The sequence below is a fragment of the Lysobacter brunescens genome, assembly GCF_042677005.1.
Classification (GTDB): domain Bacteria; phylum Pseudomonadota; class Gammaproteobacteria; order Xanthomonadales; family Xanthomonadaceae; genus Lysobacter_I; species Lysobacter_I brunescens.
In genome coordinates, this window is the sequence record NZ_JBHTIF010000001.1 from 2,018,991 (window position 1) to 2,042,880 (window position 23,890).

The window sequence follows — 23,890 nt, forward strand, 5'->3', positions numbered from 1 at the left end:
GGGTGGTCGCAGCGCGTAGAATGCCGGCATGTCCGATCGATCCCCGTACGAGAAATTCCAGTCCGCATCCGCCGGCGACAGCCCGCGCGGCGGTGCCCGCAGCCAGCGCGACGCCGAGCTGCGCATCCATGGCCTCAACGCGGTCCGCGCCGTGTTCGAGCACCGGCCACAGGCCATCCGCAAGCTCTATCTTGCCGAGGCGCGCATCCCGCAGCTGCAGCCGCTGCTGAAGTGGTGCGTGGCGAACCGCGTGGGTTATCGCGTGGTCGATCCGGCCGACCTGCAGAAGCTCGCCGCCAGCGCGCACCACGAAGGCGTGGTCGCCGACGTTCTGCGCGAGGAACCGACCTCGCTCACCGCCTGGTTGCGCGATCTCCCGTCCGGTCGGTGCTGCGCGCTGTGGCTCGACGGCGTGGGCAACCCGCACAACCTCGGCGCGATCCTGCGTTCCGCCGCGCATTTCGGCGTGCGCGCCGTGCTGATCCCCAAGCATTCGATGCTGGCCCTGTCCGGCGCCGCCGCGCGCGTGGCCGAAGGGGGCGCCGAAGCGGTGCCCTTCGTGCGCCTCGGCCGCGAGGACAACGCCATGGCGCAGCTGCGCGGCGCCGGGTTCTCGCTCGCCGCCACCGTGGTGCGCGGCGGCAGCGACCTGTTCTCGGCAAAACTGCCGCAGCGCCTGGTCTACGTGCTCGGTGCCGAAGGCGAGGGCATGGATGCGGAATTGGCCAAGGCCTGCGACATGCGCCTGTCGATCCCCGGCAGCGGCGCGGTGGAAAGCCTGAACGTCGCCGCCGCGACGGCGGTGCTGCTGGCGGCGTGGGCGAGGGCTTGATCGGCGCATCGCGTCTGGAGCAGCGATGATCGACGCCATCCCTGTCGAGGCGCGATGCGGCGGAAAGCGGCGTCCTCACTCCATGTGCAGGATCGCCCGCAACGACGCTTCGGTCTCCTGGATGCGTCCGCTGTCCTGCAGCAACGCCTTCACGATCGCGACCAGCGCCGCGTCCACCAGCACGCGACGCAGTGCCTCGGATTCGGCGCGCTGCACTTCGCGGAGTGCATGGACGAAGCTGTCGGTGCACTGGCGCAGCGCGGCGTTGAAGGTGTCGGCGCTGTCCAGCACGGTGTCGTTGGAAAAACGCACGGCGTCCTTGACCGCGTCCGCGAGCCCCGCATAGGCATCGTGCCTCGGTGCGTCATTGCCTGCCGTCGCGACATCGGCCGAGGCAGTGCCCGCGTGCACGCGCTCCGGTGCGGTACCCCGTTCGCCCCTGAAGGCGTTGAGCACCGTCAACAGGCTGGCGAGGTTGTCGGCGACGCCGGTCTGCGCCACCTTCTCTGTCGCGCCCGCCGCCACTGCGGTATCGACGCTGTAGATCTGCATCACGCCTTGGTTGGCAGCGGCCTGCGCCAGGGTGTTCTGTTGCTGCTGCGCGGCGACGGCGTTCTCGAACAGGATGCCGGTCGAGTGCGCGAGGCTCTGGTAGAGCGAGCTCATCGCCATGGCGGGTGATTCGGCGACAACCTTCACGTTGCTCTGGGTGACGGCATCGGTGATCTGGTCATTGACTGCGGTGGGGAAAGCCATCGTGCGCTCCTTGTCATGGTGTGCCGGGTCCGGTCGCGTCATGCGGACCGGGCGCGGTGGTCCCGTGGATCGTAAGGCCATCGCGTGGCGATGGCGTGGATCAGTTCGGCATCTCCAGCCCTGAGTCCCGCATCAGGGCTTCGCCGCCTCGGCCTTCGGCGCGCTGCCGAAGCCGCCGTCGGCCGAGGCAGCGAGAAAGGCGAAGACGGTATAGGCGGCGGTGTTTTGCGCCAGCGCGGCGGGGTCGACCTTGTCCAGCGTGTCGTCGGGCGTGTGGTGCAGGTCGAAATAATCGGTGCCGTCCTGTCCCAGCCAGGCCCAGGCTGCGCCGAGCGCGGCGATCGGGCCGACATCCGGGCCCGGGCCGCCCTTGGCCAGCGCCTCGATGCCCAGCGGCTTCAGCGCTTCGGCGATGCGCGCGGCGGCGGCCTGCGCATGCGGCGCGGCGCTGGTGTTGAAACCGTAGATGCGACCGGCGCCGAAGTCGCTTTCCGCGACGAGCTGATGGGCCGCGATCGCCGCCTTCTGCGACTCGGCATAGACCTTGCCGCCGTACAGGCCCTGCTCTTCGTTGGCGAAGGCGATCACGCGGATCGTGCGCGCCGGGCGCTGCGCCTTCGGCAGCTTCGCGATGTGGTGGCCGGCGGCCATGGTGATGGCCACGCCGGCGCCGTCGTCGACCGCGCCCGTGCCGAGATCCCACGAATCCAGATGCCCGCCGATGACCACGACTTCGTTGCGCAGGGTGCGGTGGCTGCCGGTGACTTCACCGATGACGTTGTGCGAAGTCGCGGTGCCGTCCCAGCCGCAGTCGAGCGCGATGCGGATACGGATCGGCTTGCCGAGTGCGATCAGTCGCGACAGCTGCTCGGCATCCGGCACCGACAGTGCGGCCGAGGGGATCGGCGTGAGGCCGTCATCGAAGCGTGTGATGCCGGTGTGCGGGTTGCGGTGGCTGTCGGTACCGGCCGAGCGCATCACGAAGGCCGCTGCGCCGGCGCGGATCGCTGCCGACGGGCCTCGACTGCGCACGCGGCTGCCCGGGCCGTAGCCGCTGCCGTCGCGCGAACGCTCCATGCGGTAGTCGACGAATGCGATCTTCCCGGTCAGCGAACCGGCGGGCGCGGCTTCCAGCGCGGCGAGATCGGCGAAGCGCACGACCTCGGCCTCGACCGTGCCGGCTGGACTGCCGCCCAGCGCGGTGAGCGTGAGCGGCTGCGCGTGGTCGCCGACCACGGCGGCGGATTCGCCGTGACGCTCCCATTTCGGGAAGGTCACCGGCTGCAGCCAGACCTTGTCGTAGCCCAGCGCCTTGAACTTCGCTTCAGCCCAGCGCACGGCGCGGGCATCGGCCTCGCTGCCGGCGAGGCGCGGGCCGATCTCGGTGGTCAGCGATTCGAGCACCTGCCATGCGGTGGCGTCCTGCAGGCTCTTGTCGCGCAGTGCGCCGACCTGCGCGAACGCGGCATCCGGGATGCGGGTCTGGGGAACGACCGTGCCCGAAGGCGTGGCGGCGAAAGCGGTGGACGACACCGCCAGGGCGATGGCGGCGACCAGCGACAGGCTCGAACGCATGGGCGATTCCCGATCCGGAAAAAAGGAAGCCGCGAGCGTAACAGCCCGCGGCTTCGACGGATGAGGACGCGATCGCACACGGCGTTTCTCGCAGGGAACGATCCCGCCGGGAACGATCAAGCAGGCAGGATCACTTCTTCAGCGAATCGCGGATCTCGCGCAGCAGCAGCACGTCTTCGCTCGGTTCCGCGGGCGCTGCGGGCGCGGCGGCCTCGGCCTTCTTCAGCCGGTTCATCGCCTTGATCACGAGGAACAGCACGAACGCGATGATGGTGAAGTCGATGATCGTCTGGATGAAGGCGCCGTACTTGATCGCCACCGCTGCGGCGACTTCCTTGCCGTCCGGGCCGATCACCGCGTCCTGTAGCACCCAGGCCGCCTTGCTGAAATCGACGCCGCCACTGATCGAACTGATGATCGGCATGATCACGCCGTCGACCAGTGCGCTGACGATCTTGCCGAAGGCCGCGCCGATCACGACGCCGACCGCCAGGTCGACGACGTTGCCTTTCATCGCGAATTCCTTGAACTCGCTCATCATGCCCATGCCGCGCTCTCCTCGTGTATTGGGTAGGCGCAGTGTAGAGGCGCGTGCGCCGGGCGAGGGGCCCGGCGCCGGGTTTTTTTCAGCGCGGTGGGGCGATGCGGCAGTCCAGGCGCAGCACGTCGTCGAGCGCGCCTTCGCACACGTCGCCCGGCTGCAGCGCGGCCACGCCGGCCGGCGTGCCCATGAAGACTAGGTCGCCGGCCTTCAGCGCGTACAGCTTCGACAGCTCGTGGAGGATCTCCGGCACGTCCCAGATCAGCATGTCCAGCGTCGACTGCTGGCGCAGCGCGCCGTTGACCTCCAGCGACAGCGTGCGCGGCGCGAGGTCGCCGAGGTCGGCGGCGGGCACCAATGCGCTGATCGGCGCGGCTTCGTCGAAGGACTTGCCGGTGTCCCATGGCAGGCCCTTGGCCTTGGCGGCGGCCTGCAGGTCGCGGCGGGTCAGGTCCAGGCCGATGCCATAGGCGAACACCAGGCGACCGGCGTCTTCGGGCGACAGCACGCCCGGCGGCGCGTCCTCGCCGAGCGCGACGACCAGTTCGATCTCGTGGTGCAGGTCCTGCGTCCCCGGCGGATAGTGGGCCACACCGTCCAGCACCAGGCTGTCGGTCGGCTTGAGGAAGAACACCGGCGTGCCGCGATCGGCCTTCGAGGCCGGGGCTGTGGCGCCCATCTCGCGGGCATGGTCGGCGAAGTTGCGGCCGACGCAGTACACGCGGCGGACCGGGAAGTGGCCGGAGACGGTCTTGCCGGCCACGGGCAAACGCACCGGGGTCGGGGCGGGGATCAGGTCAGGAGAGGTCGTGTTCATGCCCGCATGATCGCGTGCGGGCGGGGATCGCGTCGAGGGTGCGCCTTGGCGGCGCGGCCCCCCGGGATCGACTTCAGCGCCCGGTCGTCAGTACCGGCTTGCGCAGCACGCGGTACTCGCCGTCGAGGGTGCGCGCGTCGCCGGCTTTCGCCACGGGCTTGCCGCGCTGGCGCAGCAGGCGCGAGACGAGGGTGAAGCCCAGCATGGCCGCGCCGATCAGCAGCCCGAACACCAGCAACACCGCGAGCAGGCCGACGCCGACGAGGGTCAGCAGCACGCGCAGGGCGCGATGGCGCGGCTTGCGCGGCGTCATGAATTCACGAAACGCCTGTCGGCCGAAGTGCGCGCCGGCGCTGGAGAAGATCGTGCTTGAGGAGAGGGTCTTGCGGAGAAAACGGGGGATGCGCATGGGTCTGCAGGGTGCGAACGGTGGCCGGTGGAGCCGGCGGACCCAGTATCGGACGGTGATCCGGCGGGCGTGTGAGAAGTTCGTTAAGCCATAATGCGGGTCGTCCCCGCTCCCCGCTGCCGCCACCATGCGCCAAGCCGCCCCCGTCGTCCTCGCCCGCCTGTCCGACCTGCCCGAAGGTGAGCCGGTGGCGGTCGAGGCTACCCTCGACGGCGAAGCCGAATCGCTGATCCTGTTCCGCGAAGGTGACGCGGTGCGCGCCTGGCGGAACATCTGCCCGCACGCCGGGCGTCCGCTGGACTGGTCGCCGGGCAAGTTCCTGCGCTCGAAGGACGGCCTGCTGGTCTGTGCCGTGCATGGCGCGAGCTTCGAGCTGGGGCAGGGCGCCTGCGTCGCGGGCCCGTGCCGGGGACAGTCACTGGGCGCGGTGCCGGTGGCCGTGGTCGATGGCCAGGTCCTGTCTGCCTGAGACCGTGCGATAGTCGTTTCGATCCCCGCATTTCCTTCCTGTCAGGACACGCCGCATGTTGTTTCGATGGATCGCCGTTGTGCTCACCCTGGGCGTCGGTGTCGCCGCTGCGACCCGCGACGCGAACGCCGCGGACCGGCCGCCCGCGCCGGCCGCGCACTGCTTCGATGCCCGCGACATCCGCGAGGCGGTGCAGAGCGATGTGCGCACCATCGCCGTGCGCCTGGGAGACGAGTCGCGCTACCGGCTGGAGCTGATCGATGCCTGTCCCGGTGCGCTGCGTCGGGATCGGGTGAAGATCGCCAGCCGTCACGGCTGGGTCTGCGGCAGCAATGACGAAGTGGTGGTGTCCGGCCAGCGCACGTGCCCGCTGGCGGGCCTCGCGAAGATCGATGCCCGCGCATTCGCCGAGCTGGCCCTGCGCGCGCAGCGGCCCGCGGCGGACGGCGGCGACCTGGAGACCATCGAGGTGCGCAGCAAGCGGCGCCGCGGCTTCGGCGGGACCACCGCGTATTGTCTCGACGCCCGCTTCATGCGCGGCTGGAGCGAAGACGGCGGCGACATCATCGTGGAAGTGGCGCCCAGGCGCAGTGGCGGCCACCGCTTCTACCGCGTCGAACTGGCGGGCTCCTGCAGCACGACGACCACGGCGACCGGCGTGCAGTTGCTGTCCCCGACCGGCGGCACGGCGATCTGCGGCAACCCCGGCGATCGCGTGACGTTCGCGTTCGAAGGGGGCGGCGCATCGGCGTCGGACACCCTGTCCAGCCGTTTCGCGGGCAGCCTGGCCAACCAGGCCGGCTGCGCCATCAAGCAGGTCTACCCGATCCTGCCCGGAGAGACGCAGGCGAGTCGCTGAGGCGCCGCGATCCTGCCTTGCAAAGCGCTTTATAGGAGGGCCTTCAGGCCCGAGCTCTTCATGGGCGGTTGCCCGATATCAAGAACTCGGGCCTGAAGGCCCTCCTACAGAAGCGGAATCACTCAAGCGCGCCTCAATCCCGCATCAACGTCGACTTGCCGAACAGGCTTTCCACCAGGTCCACGGCGAGCTCGGCGGTGGCGTTGTGGTTGTCGAGGGCGGGGTTGAGTTCGACGATGTCCAGCGAGCACATGCGGCCGGTGTCGGCGATCATCTCCATCACCAGCTGCGCTTCGCGGTAGTTCGGGCCGCCGGGGACGGTGGTGCCGACGCCGGGGGCGATGCTGGGATCGAGGAAGTCCACGTCGAAGCTGACGTGCAGGTGGGTGTCTTCGTCGACGCCTTCCAGCGCCTCCTCCATCGCGCGCTTCATGCCGACTTCGTCGATGTAGCGCATGTCGTAGATATCTAGGCCATGGTCCTTCACCAGGCGCTTCTCGCCGGCGTCGACCGAGCGGATGCCGATCTGGCGGATCTCGTCGGAACGCATCGCCGGGGCGCTGCCGCCGAGCGTGGTGAGCGCGGTCGGGCCGAGGCCGCACAGGCAGGCCACCGGCATGCCGTGGACGTTGCCCGAGGGCGTGACGTCGCTGGTGTTGAAGTCGGCGTGGGCGTCCAGCCAGAGCACGCGCAGCTTCTTGCCGGTGCGCCGGCAGTGGCGGGCGACGGCGGTGATCGAACCCAGGCCCAGGCAGTGGTCGCCGCCGAGCACGATCGGCATGCGGCCCCGGGACAGCTCGGCGTCCACCGCGTCCATCAGCGCCTTGTTCCATGCCACGACTTCGTCGAGATGGCGGTAGCCGTCCACCGGCGGCAGCCAGGGGTTGGCCGGGCCAACGACATTGCCGCGATCGATCACTTCCACGCCACGCGCGGCAAGGGCCTCGCCCAGACCTGCGATGCGCAGCGCATCCGGCCCCATCCGGGCGCCCTTGTGGCCGGCACCGATGTCGGTGGGCACGCCGATCAGGGACACGGGCGGGTAGCTGCGCTGCATGGGGCCATCCGGGCAGGGAAGGGGAATGTGGTGCCGACAGTCCGACTCGAACGGACGACCTACCGCTTACAAGGCGGTTGCTCTACCAACTGAGCTATGCCGGCGAAATGCGCGGGCCATGTCGGCCCGGAGGAGCCGCGATTCTACGACAGGCCCGTCATGACGTCAGCGTACGGTGGCGCAATCGGTCGCGCGCACGGCCATGCCGGCGGCGCGGCGCGCCTGATTCTGGTCGAACCCGGGGCCGGCCACGAGATCCAGCCAGTAGCGGCTGCGGGTTTCGCCCAGCGCCTCGGCCCGGGCAGCGAAGCCCGCGGCATTCAGCGCGGTGGCATGGGCGCGGGCGCGGGCTTCGGTGCTGAACCGGCCGAGGGCGATGCTGTGGGCCTCGGCGCCGTCGCCGACGACGACCAGATCGTTGAAGCCGGCAGCGCGCAGGCGCTGGGCGCTGGCGTCGGCGGTGGCGCGATCGGCCGCTGCGGGGAGGTAGACCCGCCAGCCGCGCCCGCCGTTCTCGCGGATCTCGCGACTGCGCAGGCGGCTGGCCATCGGTGCCAGCGCGGCGCGTGCGGCGTCCAGCGCGGCGGTGTCGGCGAACGGGCCGGCGCTGAAGCAGCGTTCCGGTGCCGCCGCCGTTGCGGGCGTTGCGGACGGTGTTGCGGGTGCTGCCGGGGTCTCGGTCGATGCCGCGACGGCGGGCGCTGTCGGTCGTGGATCCGGGCGTTCGCTCAGCAACTGCAGCCGGGCGATGCCCGAGGGCGCCTCCTCGGCCGGCGCCGGTGGCGCATCGGAACGCAGGCCCCACCACAGGGCGACGCCGAGGTTGAGGACCACCAGCAGGACGAGCGAGGCGCGCAGAGTCATGCGGTCATTCTACGGGACCGGCCCATGCCGCCAGACCTTCGAGGACCAGATGCGGCGCGCGCGCGGCCGCCGGGTCCAGGCCGTCGAGCGCGTCCACGCCGCCGCCGTGGAGCAGCAGCGCCGGGCGCCGACCGATGCGCACTACGGCGTCGCGCAGGCCCTGCTCGATCAGCGCCAGCGCGGCGCCGTCGCAGCCGCTGCGCAGGGCATCGCGGGTGTCGTCCGCGAAGGCGACGAAGGCGCCGCCGTGCTCGGGCAGCTGCGCGGCCTTGCCGTGCAGGGCTTCGCGCATCAGTGCGGGCGAGGGCGCGATTCGCCCGCCGTGGTGGAGGCCGTCGGCGTCGACCAGGTCCAGCGTGATCGCAGTGCCGATGCCGACCACCAGCCACGGCCCGGGGCCACGGCGACGCGTGCCGAGCAGGGCGAGGAAGCGGTCCGTGCCGAGGTGTTCGGGAATCGGGTAGGCGATGCGCAATCCGTCGAGCCGCGCGACCGTGCGCGCGATCGACAGCCGTGCGCAGCGCGCGGTCAGCACGCCCAGCAGCTGCATACGCAGCGCCTGCGCGCCGACCATCGTCAGCGCCGCAGCCTCGAAGCGCGGTGGCAGCGCGGCGTCCCAGCCCTCGGGCAGGTCCGCGCCGTCGTGCGCGATCGCAGTGACATCGCCAGGCCTGCCATCGCACAGCGGCGCGTACTTCAGGCGGGTGTTGCCGAGGTCGAACAGCCAGGAATCGGAACTCATGCGTGCATCATGCCTGCGCACGGCCCCGCCTGCGCACGCGGACCTCGCCCGCATGCAGCGAGCGCAGGCCGTCGTCGGTCTGCAGCCGCAGCGCGCCGTCGTCGGCGACCCCGACGGCGATGCCGGTGACGGTCCGGTCCCCGACCAGCGCATCGACCTGCGCTTCGCGCAGCGCATCGAGCGCATCGAACCGGTGCAGGAAGGGCGCCAGACCGTCGGCGTCGAATTGCGCCAGCACCTTCGCCAGTGAGGCGAGCAGAGCGGCCGCGACGCTGTCGCGCCCCGGTGCGCCGCCCGCGATCTGCGCCTGCAGGTCGGTCCAGGGCTGGTCGATCGCGGTCGCGGCTTCGGCGGGCATACGCACGTTCAGGCCGATGCCGATCACCGCGCGCGCGACGCCATCCTGCAGCCCGCCTTCGATCAGGATGCCGCCGAGCTTGTGCAGCACGCCGTCGTCATCGACCACCAGGTCGTTCGGCCATTTCACGGCAACGCGCGCGGCACCGATCGCGCGCAACGCTTCGGCGGTCGCGATGCCCACGACGAGGCTGAGCCCGCCGAGTCGCGCCAGTTCTCCAGAGAAACGCCGCGAAACGGAGAAGTAGAGGTTCGCGCCCGGCGGCGACGCCCACGGCCGGCCCTGGCGTCCGCGCCCGCCGTGCTGGGTGTCGGCGAACAGCGCGACCAGACCGCTGTCCGGCGTGCGTCGGCGCAGCAGTTCGCTGTTGGTCGAGTCGATGGCGTCGACAACCTCGATCGATGCGAAGGCCGGGCGTGTCGTCGGGTCCAGCCGGGCGAGGATCGACGATGCGTCGAGCATGTCGATGTCACTCATTTGCGCAGGAACCAGCGATGCAGCAGTCGCGCCTTCTCGAAGCGCGACTCGGTGCCGGCGCGCAGCCGCGCGAGGTTGGCGCGATGCGTGTACACCAGCAGCAGCGCGATCGCGACCGTGAGCAGGTGCAGCGGCATCGACACGCGCAGCGCCATGCCGAGCAGCGCTGCCGTCAGTCCGGCCAGCACGGTCGCCAGGCCGACGTAGCCGCTCAGCACGATCGTGCCGATCCACACCGCGAGCATCACCGGCACCGACTGCGGCCACAGCACGACCAGCGCGCCCACCCCCGTCGCCGCGCCCTTGCCGCCGCGGAAACCGTGCCACACCGGCCAGACATGCCCGACCACCGCCGCGAACGCGCAGGCGTGCCCCAGCCAGGCGGCGCTCGACGCCGGCGCGAAACGCAGCCCCAGCCACGCCGCCAGCGCGCCCTTGCCGATGTCGATGACGATCACGCCCAGCGCGAACGCCAGCCCCTGGGTGCGGAAGGCATTGGTCCCGCCCGCGTTGCCGCTGCCCATCGTGCGGATATCCACCCCGCGCAGCCGGCCGAGCAGCAGGCTGCCGGAGAGCGAGCCGAGGAGGTAGGCGGCGAGGAGGATCGATGCGGTGAGGATCTGTTCGTTCAAGGTTCCACCTTCACGCAGCGCCCGAAGATCGAGTTCGGTCCGATCCAGCCGTTGATGTAGCCCTTGTTGTTGCCGATCTGGAAGCGTTGTCCCTGGATCGCCTTGATCAGGTGCAGGTACTCGGCGCCATGGACCTTGCAGAGCACGATGTCGTCGACATGCAGCATGGCGTGATCGGCGACGGGCTCGACCGTGCACTGCTGGCCGGATTCGATGCGTCCGGTCATCGAGCCGCCGCGTGGCCGGAAGACCACGGTCTCGCCCTGTTTCAGTCGTTCGATGTAGCGGCTGGCCCAGCCCATGCGTCGCCTTGGTTCCTCGGTGAGGCGCGCATCATCCCGCGAACGGCTGCACCGACGCCACCAGCGCGCCGCGCCCGGCATGCGCGCCGATCGCGGGGCCGGTCTCGACCAGGTGCGCTTCGACGAAGTCCAGCCGCCCGCGCAGCGCGGCCAGCAGGCGTTCGCCATCCTCGCGCGCATCGCAGTGGCCGATGATCGCGCGCAGGCGCGTCGATGGTCCGAGGGCCTTGCGCACGCGCCTGGCGACATGGGCGGCGAAGGCTTCCGGCGCCCCGGCCTTCGCGAACAGACCCCCGGCGACGGCGAGCTTGCCATCCGGTTTCATCTTCGCCACCGGCGTGAGCCCGGTGAACCGCACCGCCGGCTCGGCCCATGCGGGGACGCGGCCGCCGCGTACGGCGTGGGTGATGTCGCGCACGATCGCCCAGGTGAGGGTCAGCGGGCGCAGGCGTTCGAGCTCGCGCAGGATCGCCTCGACATCCGCGCCGGCATCGGCCAGTTCCGCCGCGCGCCACGCCAGCAGCGCCTGACCGCCGGCGGCGTTGATGCTGTCGAACACGTGCACCCTGGACGCGTCTCCGCGTGCGGCGGCGTGTTCCGCCGACTGCAGCGTGCCCGATACGGCCCGCGACAGGCCGACGTACACCACCTGCGGATGGTGCGCGGCGAGGAATTCGAAGCTGCGCCTGAAATCGCCCGGCGGCGGCTGGCTGGTGCGCGGCAGCTGCTGCGAGGCGGCCATGCGCCGGTAGAACTCGGCGGTGCTCAGGCCGACCTTGTCGAGGTAGTCGCGACCGTCCAGGTTCACCCGCACCGGCACCACGTGCAGCGCATGGCGTTCGACGATGGCCTCCGGTACGTCGGCGGCACTGTCGGTGACCACCGCGACCTTGTGCGCATGTTCGGTGCTGCGCGACTGCAGCAGCATGTCGTCGGCCTTCATGCCTTCGACCGTCGCGAAGGCCGCGCAGGCGTCGAACAACTGCTGCGGCGCGCCGACGTGCGCATGCACGCGCATCCGCGTGCCGCCGCCTGCCAGCACCATCGAATCGGCGCCGATGGCTTCCAGCGCGGCGCGGATCTCGGCGCGATCGATTGCCCGGCGTTCGCCGGCATCGATCGCAGCGCGATCGACGATCAGCAGGCATTCGGTGCACCAGCGACGCGCGGGATCGACCGCGTCGTGCGGCGGGTGCGCGTCGTGTTCGTGATCGTCGGCGCCTTCGTTCGCTGCCTGCAGTGGCGCATGCACGCGCATGGCGCGCGGACCGCCGTCGGCGAACTCGGCGATGCCTTCGAGCAGGTCGACGAAGCCCTGCGCGCCGGCATCGACCACGCCGGCCTTCTGCAGCAGCGCCATCTGCTGCGGCGTCCGCGCCAGCGCGGCACGTGCCTGGGCGAGGGCGCGCGAGAAGCGGCCGCGCGGATCGTCGCGGACGTCGCTGGAAACGCTCTGGTCCGCCGCTTCCTGCATGGCTTCGGCGAAGCTGTCGATCACGCTCAGGATCGTGCCTTCCACCGGTTGCGCCAGTGCGCCGCGCGCCGCATCGGCACCGTGGCGCACGGCGGCGGCGAGCGTGGCGGCATCGAGTACGGGCTGGCTGCGGGCATGCTCGGCCACGCCGTGCAGGAACTGGGCGAGGATCGCGCCGGAGTTGCCGCGCGCGCCGTCGATGGCATCGTCGCCGATCCGCCGCAGCAGTTCGCCGATGTGCCGGCTGCGACGGCTCAGCGCGCCGTTGAGCACGCTGCCGAGGGTGAAGGCGAGGTTGTTGCCGGTGTCGCCGTCGGCCACCGGGAAGACATTGATCCGGTTCAGGCCGTCGCGGGCGGCGATGACCCGGCGCGCGCCGGCGATCAGGGCGCGGCGCAGGGCGGGCGCGGTCAGCGCGCCTGCCGAACCGGGCGCACGGCGATCGGACGCCCCGACGGCAGGGGCGCCGGGGGGCGGAAGGGGCGATGACGTGTCCGGAACGGGCGTGTTCACGCGAAGAGTCTGCCGCAAAGTCGCGAATCGTTGCTGTTGCAACGCAGCATCGACCGTTAACGATCATGTCACGCGGATCGTGTCACATCCGCGCTATAGTCGCCGTCTTGTCCGCGACTCCACGATGGAAGCCGCCATGCCCACCTCCCGCCACGCCCGGATTGCCCCGTTCGCCATCGCCACGGCCTTCGCACTGCTCGGTGCGCCGGCGCTGGCCTTGGCCGCACCCCTGGCGTCCGCCGGCACCGAGCCTTCGGGCTGCCCGGAGTCGGCTGGCGAGACGGTCGACGCCGAGAACGCGCCGCAGCAGAAATCGACGGCAGTGAAGCGCGGCACGTCCCGCGAGGCCGGCAAGTCCCGCCAGACCACGCCCTACCGCAGCAGCGACACCCCGTCGCGAGGCACGCCGCGCTGGCACCGCTTCCTGCCCGGCATGTTCCGCTGAGTCTTTCGGCGCGCGAACCGAGCCGCTCTTGCTGAACTGGTTGCGCGGGCTGCTGGCCCGACCCGAACCCCGGATCGATCCCGAACGCTGGCGCCGCGTGGCGACCGGCCTGCCGTGGGTCGCCGCACTCGACCCCGCGCGCGACGCGCGCCTCTGCACCCTGGCGGCCCGCTTCCTGGCCACCAAGGCGATCACCCCGGTCGACGGCCTGCAGCTCGACGACGACGACCGTTGCGCGCTGGCCGCCGTGTGCTGTCTGCCGCTGCTGGAGTTCGGCGCCGAAGGCCTGCATGGCTGGTCGGAGCTGATCGTCTATCCCGCTGCGTTCCGCGTCGAGCGTCGCCACACCGATGCTGGCGACATCGTCGGGCTGGACGTGGTCCATGAAGGCGAGGACGAACTGATCGGCGAAGCCTGGGACCACGGGCCGCTGGTGCTGTCCTGGGCCGACGTGCAGTCCGACATCGCCGATCCGACCGCTGGCTTCTGCGTCGCCGCGCACGAGATGGCGCACAAGCTCGACATCCTCGATGGCGCGATGGACGGCACGCCGCCGCTGCCGCGCGATTGGCAGCGGCGCTGGGCCCACGATTTCCAGCGCGCCTACGATGCCTTCGTCGAAACGGTCGATGCCGGGCACGACACCGCGATCGACCCCTACGCCGCCGAGTGCCCCGAGGAATTCTTCGCGGTCTGCACCGAATACCACTTCAGCGATCCCGGCCTGCTGCGCAGCGCGTTCCCCGAGGTCGCCGCGCACCTCGCGCGTTTCTACGGACCGCCGCCGCTCGCCTGATCGCGTGCCGGCCGGTCAGAGCCCGGGCGGCAGTACCACTTCGAAACTGGCGCCGCCGAGTTCGTCCGAATCGCCGACGTTCAGTTCGCCGCGATAGCTGCGCACGATGTCCTGCACGATCGCCAGGCCGATGCCGTGGCCCTGCACGCGTTCGTCGCCGCGCACGCCGCGCTGCAGCACCAGCGCGATCCGGTCGTCGGGAATGCCCGGGCCATCGTCTTCCACCATCAGCACCAGCCCAGGTCGCCGGTTGGGGGCGGGCGCACCGGCGCGCGCGGTCAGCAGCACGCGCGAACGCGCCCACTTGAACGCGTTCTCCAGCAGGTTGCCGAGCAGTTCCTGCAGATCGCCCTTCTCGCCATAGAAACGCGCCTCCGGATCGATCTCGAACTCGCAGAGCACGCCCTTGGACGCGTAGACCTTCTCCAGCCCGCGCACGATCTCCTCGGCGTTCTCCTCGATCGGCAGCGGCGCGGCGAACAGCTTGTGGCCGCCGGATGCGGCGCGGCTGAGCTGGTAGCCCACCAGGTCGTTCATGCGCTTGAGCTGCTCGCCCAGTTCCGCGCGCAGTTCCGGGCCATCCGCGCCGTTCTCCAGGCGCGTGCGCAGCACCGCCAGCGGCGTCTTCAGGCTGTGCGCCAGATCGGCCAGGATGTTGCGCTGCCGCTCCAGGTTCTCGCGCTCGCTTTCGATGAAGGCGTTGATGCTTTCGGTCAGCGGCTCCAGTTCGCGCGGATGGCGCTCGCTCATCCGCGTGGCGATGCCGCGCTGCACGCGCTTGAGTTCCTCGATCACCCGGCGCAGCGGATGCAGGCTCCAGCGCAGGATCACCATCTGCAGCAGCAGCAGGATCGAGGCCGCGCCGCCGAGATAGCCCCACAGCGCGCGCCGGAACACGGTGAGCTGGTTCTGCAGTCGCGCCGTGTCTTCCAGCACGTAGATCGTGTAGGGCACTTCGTCGGACATGTCGTCGCCCGGCCAGACCATGCCGTAGCCGTAGCGATAGGCCTGGCTCACTTCGCCGTTCGAGCGGACCAGCGTCAGCGGCCCCTCGAAGGTCTGTTCGCCGGCGCCGAGCATGCGGACCTCGGGCAGTTCCGGGCCCTGCGCCGAATCCGATTCCCACAGCACGAACGGCAGGACGATCTGCGCGTACAGGCCGCTGCCGGGCCGCTTCAACCGCGGATCGGGCAGCTTGTCGTCGAACGGCGGAACCAGGTCGCCGCCGCGGCTGAATTCAGTCTCGCGGGCGAAATCGAGCGCGTAATCGCGCAGGCGGTCGCTCAGGACGTTCTCGGCGGTGCTCAGGAAGGCCCGGTCCAGCGCATAGCCGGCCAGCGCGAGGAAGGCGACGAGGCCCAGGCTGGCGGCGAGCAGCTGGCGGGTCTGCAGGGAGCGCGGACGCCAGCGGGAGAGTCGATCACGCGAGGGCATGGCGAGGCGTCGTGCAGGTCATCTTGCAGGAACAAGGGGTGTCGGCAGCGCGAACGCCGGTCCGCTGCTGCGGCCGGCGTTCGCGGGCACTCGCCGATGCGTCGATCAGGCTTCGCCGGTGCGTGCGATCGCGAAGCGGTAGCCGCGACCGCGCACGGTCTCGATCGGCTTGAGCGTGCCTTCCGGGTCGAGCTTCTTGCGCAGGCGGCCGATGAAGACCTCCAGCACGTTGGAATCGCGATCGAAATCCTGCTGGTAGATGTGCTCGGTCAAGTCGGCCTTCGACACCAGCTCGCCCGCGTGCATCATCAGGTACTCCAGCACCTTGTATTCGTAGCTGGTCAGGTCGACGTTGGCGCCATGCACGCTGACCGTCTGCGCGGCCAGGTCCAGGGTCACCGGGCCGCATTCCAGCGCCGGCTTGCTCCAGCCGGCGGCGCGGCGCACCAGCGCGTTGATGCGCGCCAGCAGTTCCTCGACGTGGAAGGGCTTGACCAGGTAGTCGTCGGCGCCTTGCTTGAGGCCCTCGACCTTGTCCTGCCAGCTCGAACGCGCGGTCAGGATCAGCACCGGGAACTGCTTGCCTTCGTTGCGCAGCGCCTGGATCAGCTCCATGCCGGACATCTTCGGCAGGCCGAGGTCGATGATCGCCATGTCGAACGGCACTTCGCGGCCCAGGTAGAGCCCTTCTTCGCCGTCCTGGGCGGCATCCACCGCGAAGCCTTCGCGCTTCAGGCGCGCGGCCAGGGTCTCGCGCAGGGGGGCTTCGTCTTCGACCAGAAGGATTCGCATCGATCACTCCATCGCCGACAGGAGGCCGGCTTTCTTGTTCAGGATTGCAGGATAGCCGCGCGGGGCGCTGTGCCGGTCATTCCCCGGCCGGCTCGTTCATATTTCGCTTAATCGCTGTCGGATCAGACACATCCGCATATCCGGGGAGGTTCGGGTGGCGGGGCGCCTCACGGCCGCCAAACGAAGACAGGCGAGCCGGGGCTCGCCTGTCGGGATGGGGAAAAGGGCCGACGTCAGTCGTCGTTGCGCGGCCGCGGAGGCCGGTCGTCGTTGCGCCGCTGCGTGGGGGCGGGCTCGTCCATGTAGATGCGCACACGGCCTTCGTCGTCGAGCACCTTGATCCGGTTCACGTCGCGGCCGTCGTATTGCATGCGTTCGGCGCTCAGCACCTGGCCGCGATTGGCGCGTTCGATGCGGCGCACGGCGTCGGACAGGTGGCGGCTGTCTTCGGAACGGGTGCGGTCCTGCGGCGACGGGCGGTCGTCGCGGTCCCGGTCGCGCTGCTGGGCCATGGCGGCCGGGGCGGCGAGGGCGACGACGATCGCGACGGCGAGGGCATTGGACAACGGGAAACGGCGGACAAGCGACATATCGGAGGCTCTGCTGCGGACGCACGGCGTTGCGGAGGGCTGGCCGTACTCTGGAGGGGCATTCTCGGCAGGGGGGGGTGAATCCGTCCTTAACTTTTTTTTACGCCATGCCGCAGGTTCACGTTGCGGATCGGGGCGTGGTCAGTAGATCTCGCCAACGCAGCAGCGCAGTGAGCCACCGGCGGCCTCGATGGCGTCCAGTTCGACGCTGCGGATCGCGAAACCGGCATCTGCGAGGGCGGCGCGCGAGGCGTCGCTCAGGCCGGCGGCGGCGGTGGCGCTCATCCAGACGCTCTCCGAGGACAGGGCGATGGCGTTGCCGGCGTAGGCTGCGCGTTCGGCGGCGGTCAGGCGGATCGCGTGCGGCGCATAGCAGGCGGCGATCGCATCCACGGCGGCCGGGTCGGCGAAACCGTCCGGGCAGATCAGCGCGGCGCGGCCGGCGAGGATCGCGAGGACCACGTTGGTGTGGTACTCGCTGGGCGCGAGGTCGAACATCAGCGTCGCGCGCAGGCCGAAGGCCTCGTGCATCAGGGCCGCGCCGGTTTCGTCGCAGCGTTCGGACAGGCCGCAGAAGCCCAGGCCGCGCGCGCGGTCGATGACCAGGGCGCCGGTCAGCTCGCAGGGATGTTCCTGGTGCGACAGGTCGACCTCGGCATAGCCCAGGGTGTCGCCGAAGAACTGGCGGATGTCGGAGCGGCCGGCCTCGCGCTGGCGCACGGCGTGGCGCATGCGGCCCACGACCAGGCGGCCGGCGGCGGTGCCGAAGACGTTGTTCGGGAACACCGCGTCGGGCATCGCGGGATCGCCGGAGAAGCAGATCGTCGGCAGCACGTCGGACAGCGCGCGCTGCAGTTCGCGATGCTGCGTGGAGGCGCGGACGGCGTCGAACGCGGCGGCATCGGCCATGTAGTGGTTGTCGGACGCCGATTCGATGGCGCGACCGAAGCCGTCGGGCGCGACCAGGAAGGCGGCGTTCGCGGTCGACGGGCCGAAGTCGGGCGCGCAGTGACGCGCGAAGTCGAGGAAAGCGTTGAAATCGCGGGTCAGCATGGTGGCGTCGTGGTGCTCAGGCAGCAGGGGGACAGAAGACGAAGTCGTGCATGGCCGTCGCGGCGAGCGCCTGCTCGACCAGCGACCAGTCCGCGCCGGGGCGGTGCGCGCCTTCGCTGAGGATCTGGCGGAACGCGCGGCCGCCGCGTTCGCCATGGAACAGGCCGAGGATGTGGCGTGCCATGTGTTTCAGGTAGACGCCGCGCGCCAGTTGACCTTCGACGTAGGGCTTCCATGCGCGCAGCAGGTCGGCGCGCGACCGCGTTTCGCCGCCGAACCAGCGGATGTCGAGGCGATGCAGCAGGTAGGGATCGTGGTAGGCCGCGCGACCGAGCATGGCGCCATCGGTGTAGTCGAGGTGCGCTGTCGCTTCCTCGGCGTCGGCGATGCCGCCGTTGACGATGACCTGAAGGTCCGGACGCTCGCGCTTCAGCCGGTAGGCCCAGTCGTAGCGCAGCGGCGGAACTTCGCGGTTTTCCTTCGGCGACAGGCCCTTGAGCCAGGCGTTGCGTGCGTGCACCACGAACAGGTTGCAGCCGGCATCGGCGATGGCGTCGACGAAGGCGCGGAAGCGGTCCCATTCGTGGTCGTCGTCGACGCCGAGCCGGCACTTCACCGTGATCGGCGTGTCCGGCGCGGCCTCGATCATGGCGGCGACGCAGTCGGCGACCAGGGTCGGCTCGCGCATCAGGCAGGCACCGAAGCGCCCGGCCTGCACGCGGTCCGAGGGGCAGCCGCAGTTGAGGTTGATCTCGTCGAAGCCATGGTCCGCGCCGATGCGCGCGGCCTTCGCGAGCAGGTGCGGGTCGCTGCCGCCGAGCTGCAGCGCGACCGGATGCTGGCTGTCGTCCTTGCCCAGCAGCTTCTCGCGGCCTTTCTCGTCCGCCGTGCCGTGGATCACCGCGTTGGCGTGCACCATCTCCGTGTAGAGCCGGGCGTGCGGCGCGAGCAGGCGATGGAAGTTGCGGCAGTGGGTATCGGTCCAGTCCATCATCGGCGCCACGGACAAGCGCAGGTGTTCGGCGGCGATGCTGGCGGAGCGGCTGGACATCCGGGCATTCTAACCGGCAACCCGCGCTCCGATTCGCGCGTGGACCGTATACGAGGCGGCGGCAGCGATGCCGCGCAACAGGCAGCGGCACCGAGAATGAACGACACCCAGTATCGCAATATCACGGTTTGGCTGGTCGAGCAGATCCGCGCGGGGCAACCCTCGCACGTGCTGCTGCAGGCGATGTGCGATCGCGGCTGGCGGCGGGATGTCGCGATGGGGCTGATCGCGCAGGCGATGGGCCAACCTGCGGATCCCGGGGCCTCGCCTGCGACGGCGGCAGCGCCGGAGAGAGCAGAGTTGCATGGTGCGCCGGAGGTCGCGAAACCGATGCCCGTGCCCGCGATCGACGACGGCGCGCTGTATGTCGATGTCGGTGACCGCCGCGTGCCGGTGCTGATGCACCTGCCGACGCCGCGGATCGTGCTGTTCGGGGATTTCCTGAGCAAACAGGAATGCGACCGGCTGATCGAGGCGGCGCGGCCGCGCATGCAGCGCTCGATGACTGCCGATCCGCGCACCGGCGAGACGATGGTCGACACGGTGCGCACCAGTCGCGGCATGTTCTTCCATCGCGACGAGACGCCGCTGGTGCGCACGATCGAGGCGCGCATCGCGAAGCTGCTGCAGTGGCCGGTGTCCCATGGCGAACACCTGCAGGTGCTGCACTACCGACCCGGCGACCGCTACGAGCCGCACTACGACTATTTCGATCCCACCCAGCCCGGCGCAGCGCCGCTGCTGGCGCGCGGCGGCCAGCGCGTCGCCACTTTCCTGATGTATCTGCGCGAGCCCGAGCGCGGCGGCGATACCACCTTCCCGGACCTCGGCCTGAGCTTCGCGCCGAAGCGCGGCAGCGCGCTGTTCTTCAGCTATCCCGTGCCCGACCCCTCGTCGAAGAGCCTGCACGGCGGCGCACCGGTGCAGTCCGGCGAAAAGTGGGTGGCGACCAAATGGCTGCGCGAGGGCGTGTTCGCGTGATCGTGCGATCGGCGATTCCGCCGCAACTCAGCGCCTGAGTTTCCAGAAGGTCGCGCCGGACACGTCGGTCGCGGGCTTCAGTCGCGATGCCGTGACCTTGGCCTTGCCATGCAGCATCAATTCGCGCATGTGGTACAGCAGCGATTCGGCCTGCGCGAAGTACGAGTGGCCGAGCAGGTCGAGATCGAAGTCCGGCACCGCGATGGTGTCCACGCCCTGTGCGACGGTGTAGGGCTCGAAATAGCCGGCGCGCGCCGCCTGGTGCAGTTCCGAGGACACGTGCACGGGCAGGTCGGCATCGGAAGCGTAGAGCGTGGTGCGCGCGGCGTGTTCGCCGTAGAGCGCGGCCAGGTCCAGGAACAGGTCGCGGTCCACGTCCGGTGCGGCCAGGAAGATCTGGTCGAACTTCACCTTGCCGCGCGTCTGCGCATTCGCCGCGATGCGCTGCAGGGCGCGGAGCAGGCCGCGATTGCCCATGCTGTGCGCGATCAGGTGCAGTTTCCGCGCGCCGACCTCGGCGGCGAAATCGACGAGGAAGTCGGTGATCGCACGCTCGCTGGCCTCGATGCAGGCCTCGTCGACCGGATAATCGATCACGTTGCCGCGCGAGGGCCAGCTGAAGAAGGCGGTGGCGCCCGGCACATCGAGGTCCACGCCGATCTGCGCAGCACGAATCGCAGCCTCCTCGAACGTGACGTTGAAGCCGTGGATGAAGACCAGTGCGTGCGTCTCGTCGCCGGCAGCGGCGGCGTCGCGCAGCGTCTGCCGCAGTTCCTCCAGCCACGCCTGGTGCGACTGCGTGGCGGTGCCCTGGATGCGCAGGGTGTCGTCGCGCAGGTCGCGGCGCAGCAGCTTCTTCCAGAACGGCGTGCCGATTTCTCCGAAGCGATGCGCCTCCGGCACGAACACGTCCACCCGCCCGCGGGTGGTCTGACTGCTGCGCCGTGCGCCGAAGCTGCCGTCGGCCTCCTGCCGGCGATTGGTACCGAACCACACCGGATAGACGATGTCCTCGTCCTGCGCCGCGTTGCGCGGATGCACGGCATCGCCCGGCATGGCCTTGTTGCCGTCCCGGAGGGTCCTGATGTCCCACTCCAGCCGTTTGAGGTCCTTGCCAGCGGTTTGTGCCGCCTCCAGTTCGGCCAGCAGGGCCCGCACCTGGCGTTCCACCGCAGCGCGTTCCTGCCCGGCCTGGACCAGCTGCTGCTGGATCACGCGGGCCAGCTCCAGCGCGCGCGCACGATCGCCGGCGCGCACGGCGGTTTCGAGTTGCGCGAGAAGCTCGGTGAACGTGCTCATGCGGGTGCCCTTCCGGACAAGGCGGCGACGATCGGTTCGAATCCTGCGGACATGCCATCCTCCCTGTGAGCAGCCAGCCATGCGCGTGGCGGTGCGGGATGGCGTTGTCTCTGCCTACGGCACGCCCGATCCCCCTGCGGCCGAGCATACACAAGGGGGATGGGCAGGTGCAGGGGGGCGCCCGCGTCTGCGGCGGGCGCTGGCGATCAGCGCTTGAGCGCGCGCAGCGCGTCGGCCATCGCTGTGTTCGCGGGCGGTGCGGACTGGCCGGGACGCGGCTTCTGCGGGGCGCCGCGCGTGTCGCGCGACTGCGGACGCGCCGAGCCGCTGCCGCGTGCGTCGTCGCGCTGTCCACCGCGCGCGTCCTTGCGGGTTTCGCCGGGCACGTCATCGAGGCGGCAGCTCAGGCCGATGCGCTTGCGCGGCACGTCGACCTCCATCACCTTCACCTTCACCACGTCGCCGACTTTCACGACGCTGCGCGGATCCTTCACGAACTTGTCGGACAGCGCGGAGATGTGCACGAGACCATCCTGGTGCACGCCGACGTCGACGAAGGCGCCGAATGCGGCCACGTTGGTGACCACGCCTTCCAGTACCATGCCCGGCTGCAGGTCGGCGATGGTCTCGATGCCGTCGGTGAAGCGCGCGGCCTTGAATTCGGGGCGCGGGTCGCGGCCGGGTTTTTCCAGTTCCTTGACGATGTCGCGAACGGTCGGCAGGCCGAAGCGTTCGTCGGTGAAGTCTTCGAGCTTCAGGTTGCGCAGTGCAGAGGCGTCTCCGATCAGCTGCGCGACCGGACGGCCGCAGGCCTTCACGATGCGTTCGACCACCGGATAGGCTTCCGGGTGCACGGCCGAGGCATCGAGCGGCTGGTCGCCGTCGGCGATGCGCAGGAAGCCGGCGCACTGTTCGAAAGTCTTGTCGCCCAGGCGCGGCACCTTCAGCAGTTCGCGGCGCGACTTGAACGCGCCGTGCTGGTCGCGATACGCGACGATGTTCTCGGCGACGGTCGACGACAGGCCGGACACGCGCGCCAGCAGCGGCGCCGAGGCGGTGTTCACGTACACGCCGACCGCGTTCACGCAGTCCTCCACCCTGGCGTCGAGCGAACGCGCCAGCGCGTACGGGTTCACGTCGTGCTGGTACTGGCCGACGCCGATCGCCTTGGGCTCGATCTTCACCAGTTCCGCGAGCGGATCCTGCAGGCGGCGTGCGATCGACACCGCGCCGCGCAGGCTCACGTCGAGGCTGGGGAATTCCTTCGCGGCCAGCTCCGAGGCCGAATACACCGACGCGCCGGCTTCGCTGACCATGATCTTGGTGAGCTTCAGCTCCGGATGCTTCGACATCAGTTCGGCGGCGAGCTTGTCGGTCTCGCGCGAGGCGGTGCCGTTGCCGATCGCGACCAGTTCGACCTTGTGCGCGGCGCAGAGCTTCCGCAGCGTGGCGATCGAGGCATCCCACTGCCGCTTGGGTTCATGCGGATAGATGGTGTCGGTCGCGACCAGCTTGCCGGTCGAATCGACCACCGCGACCTTCACGCCGGTGCGCAGGCCGGGGTCGAGGCCGAGCACCGAACGCGGGCCTGCGGGTGCGGCGAGCAGCAGGTCCTTGAGGTTGTCGCCGAACACCGCGATCGCTTCGGCTTCGGCCTTTTCGCGCGCGGCGGCGACCAGTTCGAGTGACAGCGTCATCAGCAGGCGGCCGCGCCACGCGAGTCGGCAGGTGTCGGTGAGCCACTTGTCGGCGGGGCGGCCCTGTGCGGCGATGCCGGCGGCCAGCGCGACGCGGCCCTCGGCATAGGCATTGCCTTGTTCGACATCGGTCGTCGGTTCGAGATCGACCGACAGCATTTCCTCGCGGCGACCGCGCAGCAGCGCGAGCATGCGGTGCGAGGGAATCGTCGACAGCGGCTCGCTGTGGTCGAAGTAGTCGCGGTATTTCGCGCCCTCGTGTTCCTTGCCCGGCATCACCTTCGCGCGCAGCACGCCCTTCTGCTGCAGCCAGGTGCGCAGCTCGCCGACCAGTGCGGCGTCTTCGCCGAAGCGTTCGATCAGGATGGCCCGGGCACCGTCGAGTGCGGCGACGGCATCGGCCACGCCCTTGTCGGCGTCGACGAAGGCTTTCGCGCGTTCGGACGGATCGATCGAGGGATCGGCGAGGATCGCATCGGCCAGCGGTTCCAGCCCGGCTTCGCGCGCGATCTGCGCCTTGGTGCGGCGCTTCGGCTTGTAGGGCAGGTAGAGGTCTTCCAGGCGCGATTTGCTGTCCGCAGCGAGCAGGTCGCCGAGCAGTGCCTTGGTCAGCTTGCCCTGTTCGGCGATCGACGCGAGGATCGCGTCGCGGCGATCTTCCATCTCGCGCAGGTAGCCCAGGCGCGTTTCGAGATTGCGCAGCTGGGTGTCGTCCAGCCCGCCGGTGACTTCCTTGCGGTAGCGCGCGATGAACGGCACGGTCGCGCCCTCGTCGAGCAGCTCGACCGCCGCGCGCACCTGCGCCGGCTTGGCCTCGATCTCGGCGGCGATGGTCTCCGCGATGACAGCCGCGATGCTGGCGGCGGAGCGGACGGGGGCAGGCAGGCTTTCGGGTGCGGCGGTGGTGCTGGACATCGGGACTTCGCGGTTGAACGACTGAGGTCGGATTGTCACCGCGCTGGCTGTGCGCGTACAGGCTGGCGCCGGGGCGGGGGATGTGCTGTGTTTCCGGAGAGGAAAGCCCCTCGTCATCCTCGCGCAAGCGAGGACCCAGCCATCAGTGGCGATCAAGCGT

General features: G+C 70.0%; 24 protein-coding genes, 1 tRNA gene and 1 pseudogene. 6 read left to right on the plus strand and 20 right to left on the minus strand.

What is annotated here, in order from left to right:
• Positions 1–28 precede the first annotated feature (28 nt).
• Positions 29–832, plus strand: a complete 804-nt coding sequence (locus ACFQ0E_RS08885; protein WP_386823299.1) for a TrmH family RNA methyltransferase — start codon at positions 29–31, stop codon at positions 830–832.
• A gap of 441 nt (positions 833–1,273) precedes the next feature.
• Here the strand turns inward: ACFQ0E_RS08885 and ACFQ0E_RS08890 are convergent.
• The 5 genes and pseudogenes from ACFQ0E_RS08890 to ACFQ0E_RS08910 all read right to left on the minus strand — a co-directional run.
• Positions 1,274–1,588: pseudogene (locus ACFQ0E_RS08890) on the minus strand (RebB family R body protein); the annotation flags it as partial.
• A gap of 132 nt (positions 1,589–1,720) precedes the next feature.
• The gene (locus ACFQ0E_RS08895) at positions 1,721–3,163 is read right to left on the minus strand and encodes a M28 family peptidase (RefSeq protein ID WP_386823300.1); all 1,443 of its coding nucleotides are present in this window, start codon (positions 3,161–3,163) and stop codon (positions 1,721–1,723) included.
• A gap of 130 nt (positions 3,164–3,293) precedes the next feature.
• Positions 3,294–3,710 (minus strand): large-conductance mechanosensitive channel protein MscL, encoded by a 417-nt coding sequence (gene mscL / locus ACFQ0E_RS08900; protein ID WP_386823301.1) that lies wholly within the window; start codon positions 3,708–3,710, stop codon positions 3,294–3,296.
• 79 nt (positions 3,711–3,789) lie between these two features.
• Positions 3,790–4,521 (minus strand): fumarylacetoacetate hydrolase family protein, encoded by a 732-nt coding sequence (locus ACFQ0E_RS08905; protein ID WP_386823302.1) that lies wholly within the window; start codon positions 4,519–4,521, stop codon positions 3,790–3,792.
• Between the two features lie 73 nt (positions 4,522–4,594).
• Entirely contained in the window at positions 4,595–4,930 is a 336-nt protein-coding gene (locus ACFQ0E_RS08910; protein ID WP_386823303.1) for a hypothetical protein, read from the minus strand.
• Between the two features lie 127 nt (positions 4,931–5,057).
• On the opposite strand from ACFQ0E_RS08910, the gene ACFQ0E_RS08915 reads away from it, so the two are divergent.
• Positions 5,058–5,399 carry a Rieske (2Fe-2S) protein gene (locus ACFQ0E_RS08915; protein WP_386823304.1) on the plus strand — a complete coding sequence of 114 codons (342 nt, stop codon included), beginning with the start codon at positions 5,058–5,060 and terminating at the stop codon, positions 5,397–5,399.
• Positions 5,400–5,454: 55 nt separating this feature from the next.
• On the plus strand, positions 5,455–6,258 hold the full coding sequence (locus ACFQ0E_RS08920) for a DUF6491 family protein (protein WP_386823305.1): 804 nt from the start codon (positions 5,455–5,457) through the stop codon (positions 6,256–6,258).
• A gap of 133 nt (positions 6,259–6,391) precedes the next feature.
• Here the strand turns inward: ACFQ0E_RS08920 and rocF are convergent, their stop codons facing one another.
• The 8 genes from rocF to ACFQ0E_RS08960 form a co-directional block, all read right to left on the minus strand.
• A complete protein-coding gene (gene rocF / locus ACFQ0E_RS08925) occupies positions 6,392–7,315 on the minus strand; it encodes an arginase (RefSeq protein WP_386823306.1) in 924 nt (307 codons plus the stop codon).
• 28 nt (positions 7,316–7,343) lie between these two features.
• Positions 7,344–7,419: transfer RNA gene (locus ACFQ0E_RS08930), tRNA-Thr, on the minus strand.
• A gap of 61 nt (positions 7,420–7,480) precedes the next feature.
• Positions 7,481–8,179, minus strand: a complete 699-nt coding sequence (locus ACFQ0E_RS08935; RefSeq protein ID WP_386823307.1) for an SPOR domain-containing protein — start codon at positions 8,177–8,179, stop codon at positions 7,481–7,483.
• Positions 8,180–8,183: 4 nt separating this feature from the next.
• Positions 8,184–8,921: a type III pantothenate kinase gene (locus ACFQ0E_RS08940; protein ID WP_386823308.1), complete on the minus strand. Its 738-nt coding sequence runs from the start codon at positions 8,919–8,921 to the stop codon at positions 8,184–8,186.
• 7 nt (positions 8,922–8,928) lie between these two features.
• Positions 8,929–9,756 (minus strand): biotin--[acetyl-CoA-carboxylase] ligase, encoded by an 828-nt coding sequence (locus ACFQ0E_RS08945; protein WP_386823309.1) that lies wholly within the window; start codon positions 9,754–9,756, stop codon positions 8,929–8,931.
• Positions 9,753–10,388 (minus strand): glycerol-3-phosphate 1-O-acyltransferase PlsY, encoded by a 636-nt coding sequence (gene plsY / locus ACFQ0E_RS08950; protein WP_386823310.1) that lies wholly within the window; start codon positions 10,386–10,388, stop codon positions 9,753–9,755. Before plsY ends, ACFQ0E_RS08945 begins: the two co-directional genes overlap by 4 nt.
• Entirely contained in the window at positions 10,385–10,690 is a 306-nt protein-coding gene (locus ACFQ0E_RS08955; RefSeq protein ID WP_386823311.1) for a hypothetical protein, read from the minus strand. Before ACFQ0E_RS08955 ends, plsY begins: the two co-directional genes overlap by 4 nt.
• Positions 10,691–10,721: 31 nt before the next feature.
• Entirely contained in the window at positions 10,722–12,677 is a 1,956-nt protein-coding gene (locus tag ACFQ0E_RS08960; protein WP_386823312.1) for a DegV family protein, read from the minus strand.
• Between the two features lie 136 nt (positions 12,678–12,813).
• Here ACFQ0E_RS08960 and ACFQ0E_RS08965 point away from each other — a divergent pair, with 136 nt between their 5' ends.
• Both ACFQ0E_RS08965 and ACFQ0E_RS08970 read left to right on the plus strand, forming a co-directional pair.
• Positions 12,814–13,122, plus strand: coding sequence for a hypothetical protein (locus tag ACFQ0E_RS08965; RefSeq protein WP_386823313.1), 309 nt, complete (start codon positions 12,814–12,816; stop codon positions 13,120–13,122).
• A 28-nt stretch (positions 13,123–13,150) separates the two neighbouring features.
• Positions 13,151–13,918, plus strand: coding sequence for a M90 family metallopeptidase (locus ACFQ0E_RS08970; protein ID WP_386823314.1), 768 nt, complete (start codon positions 13,151–13,153; stop codon positions 13,916–13,918).
• Positions 13,919–13,933: 15 nt separating this feature from the next.
• Here the strand turns inward: ACFQ0E_RS08970 and ACFQ0E_RS08975 are convergent, their stop codons facing one another.
• The 5 genes from ACFQ0E_RS08975 to dusA all read right to left on the minus strand — a co-directional run bounded on the left by ACFQ0E_RS08975 (position 13,934) and on the right by dusA (position 18,838).
• Positions 13,934–15,352 carry an ATP-binding protein gene (locus ACFQ0E_RS08975; protein ID WP_386823315.1) on the minus strand — a complete coding sequence of 473 codons (1,419 nt, stop codon included), beginning with the start codon at positions 15,350–15,352 and terminating at the stop codon, positions 13,934–13,936.
• 105 nt (positions 15,353–15,457) lie between these two features.
• A complete protein-coding gene (locus ACFQ0E_RS08980; protein WP_137850864.1) occupies positions 15,458–16,144 on the minus strand; it encodes a response regulator transcription factor in 687 nt (228 codons plus the stop codon).
• Between the two features lie 233 nt (positions 16,145–16,377).
• On the minus strand, positions 16,378–16,734 hold the full coding sequence (locus ACFQ0E_RS08985) for a PepSY domain-containing protein (protein WP_386823316.1): 357 nt from the start codon (positions 16,732–16,734) through the stop codon (positions 16,378–16,380).
• Positions 16,735–16,875: 141 nt separating this feature from the next.
• Positions 16,876–17,787, minus strand: coding sequence for an arginine deiminase-related protein (locus tag ACFQ0E_RS08990; RefSeq protein WP_386823317.1), 912 nt, complete (start codon positions 17,785–17,787; stop codon positions 16,876–16,878).
• A gap of 16 nt (positions 17,788–17,803) precedes the next feature.
• The gene (dusA, locus tag ACFQ0E_RS08995) at positions 17,804–18,838 is read right to left on the minus strand and encodes a tRNA dihydrouridine(20/20a) synthase DusA (RefSeq protein WP_386823318.1); all 1,035 of its coding nucleotides are present in this window, start codon (positions 18,836–18,838) and stop codon (positions 17,804–17,806) included.
• 96 nt (positions 18,839–18,934) lie between these two features.
• On the opposite strand from dusA, the gene ACFQ0E_RS09000 reads away from it, so the two are divergent.
• Positions 18,935–19,819: a 2OG-Fe(II) oxygenase gene (locus tag ACFQ0E_RS09000; RefSeq protein WP_386823319.1), complete on the plus strand. Its 885-nt coding sequence runs from the start codon at positions 18,935–18,937 to the stop codon at positions 19,817–19,819.
• A 27-nt stretch (positions 19,820–19,846) separates the two neighbouring features.
• Here the strand turns inward: ACFQ0E_RS09000 and ACFQ0E_RS09005 are convergent, their stop codons facing one another.
• A complete protein-coding gene (locus ACFQ0E_RS09005) occupies positions 19,847–21,118 on the minus strand; it encodes an alpha/beta hydrolase (protein WP_386823320.1) in 1,272 nt (423 codons plus the stop codon).
• A 206-nt stretch (positions 21,119–21,324) separates the two neighbouring features.
• Positions 21,325–23,730, minus strand: a complete 2,406-nt coding sequence (locus ACFQ0E_RS09010; protein ID WP_386823321.1) for a Tex family protein — start codon at positions 23,728–23,730, stop codon at positions 21,325–21,327.
• Between the last annotated feature and the right edge of the window lie 160 nt (positions 23,731–23,890).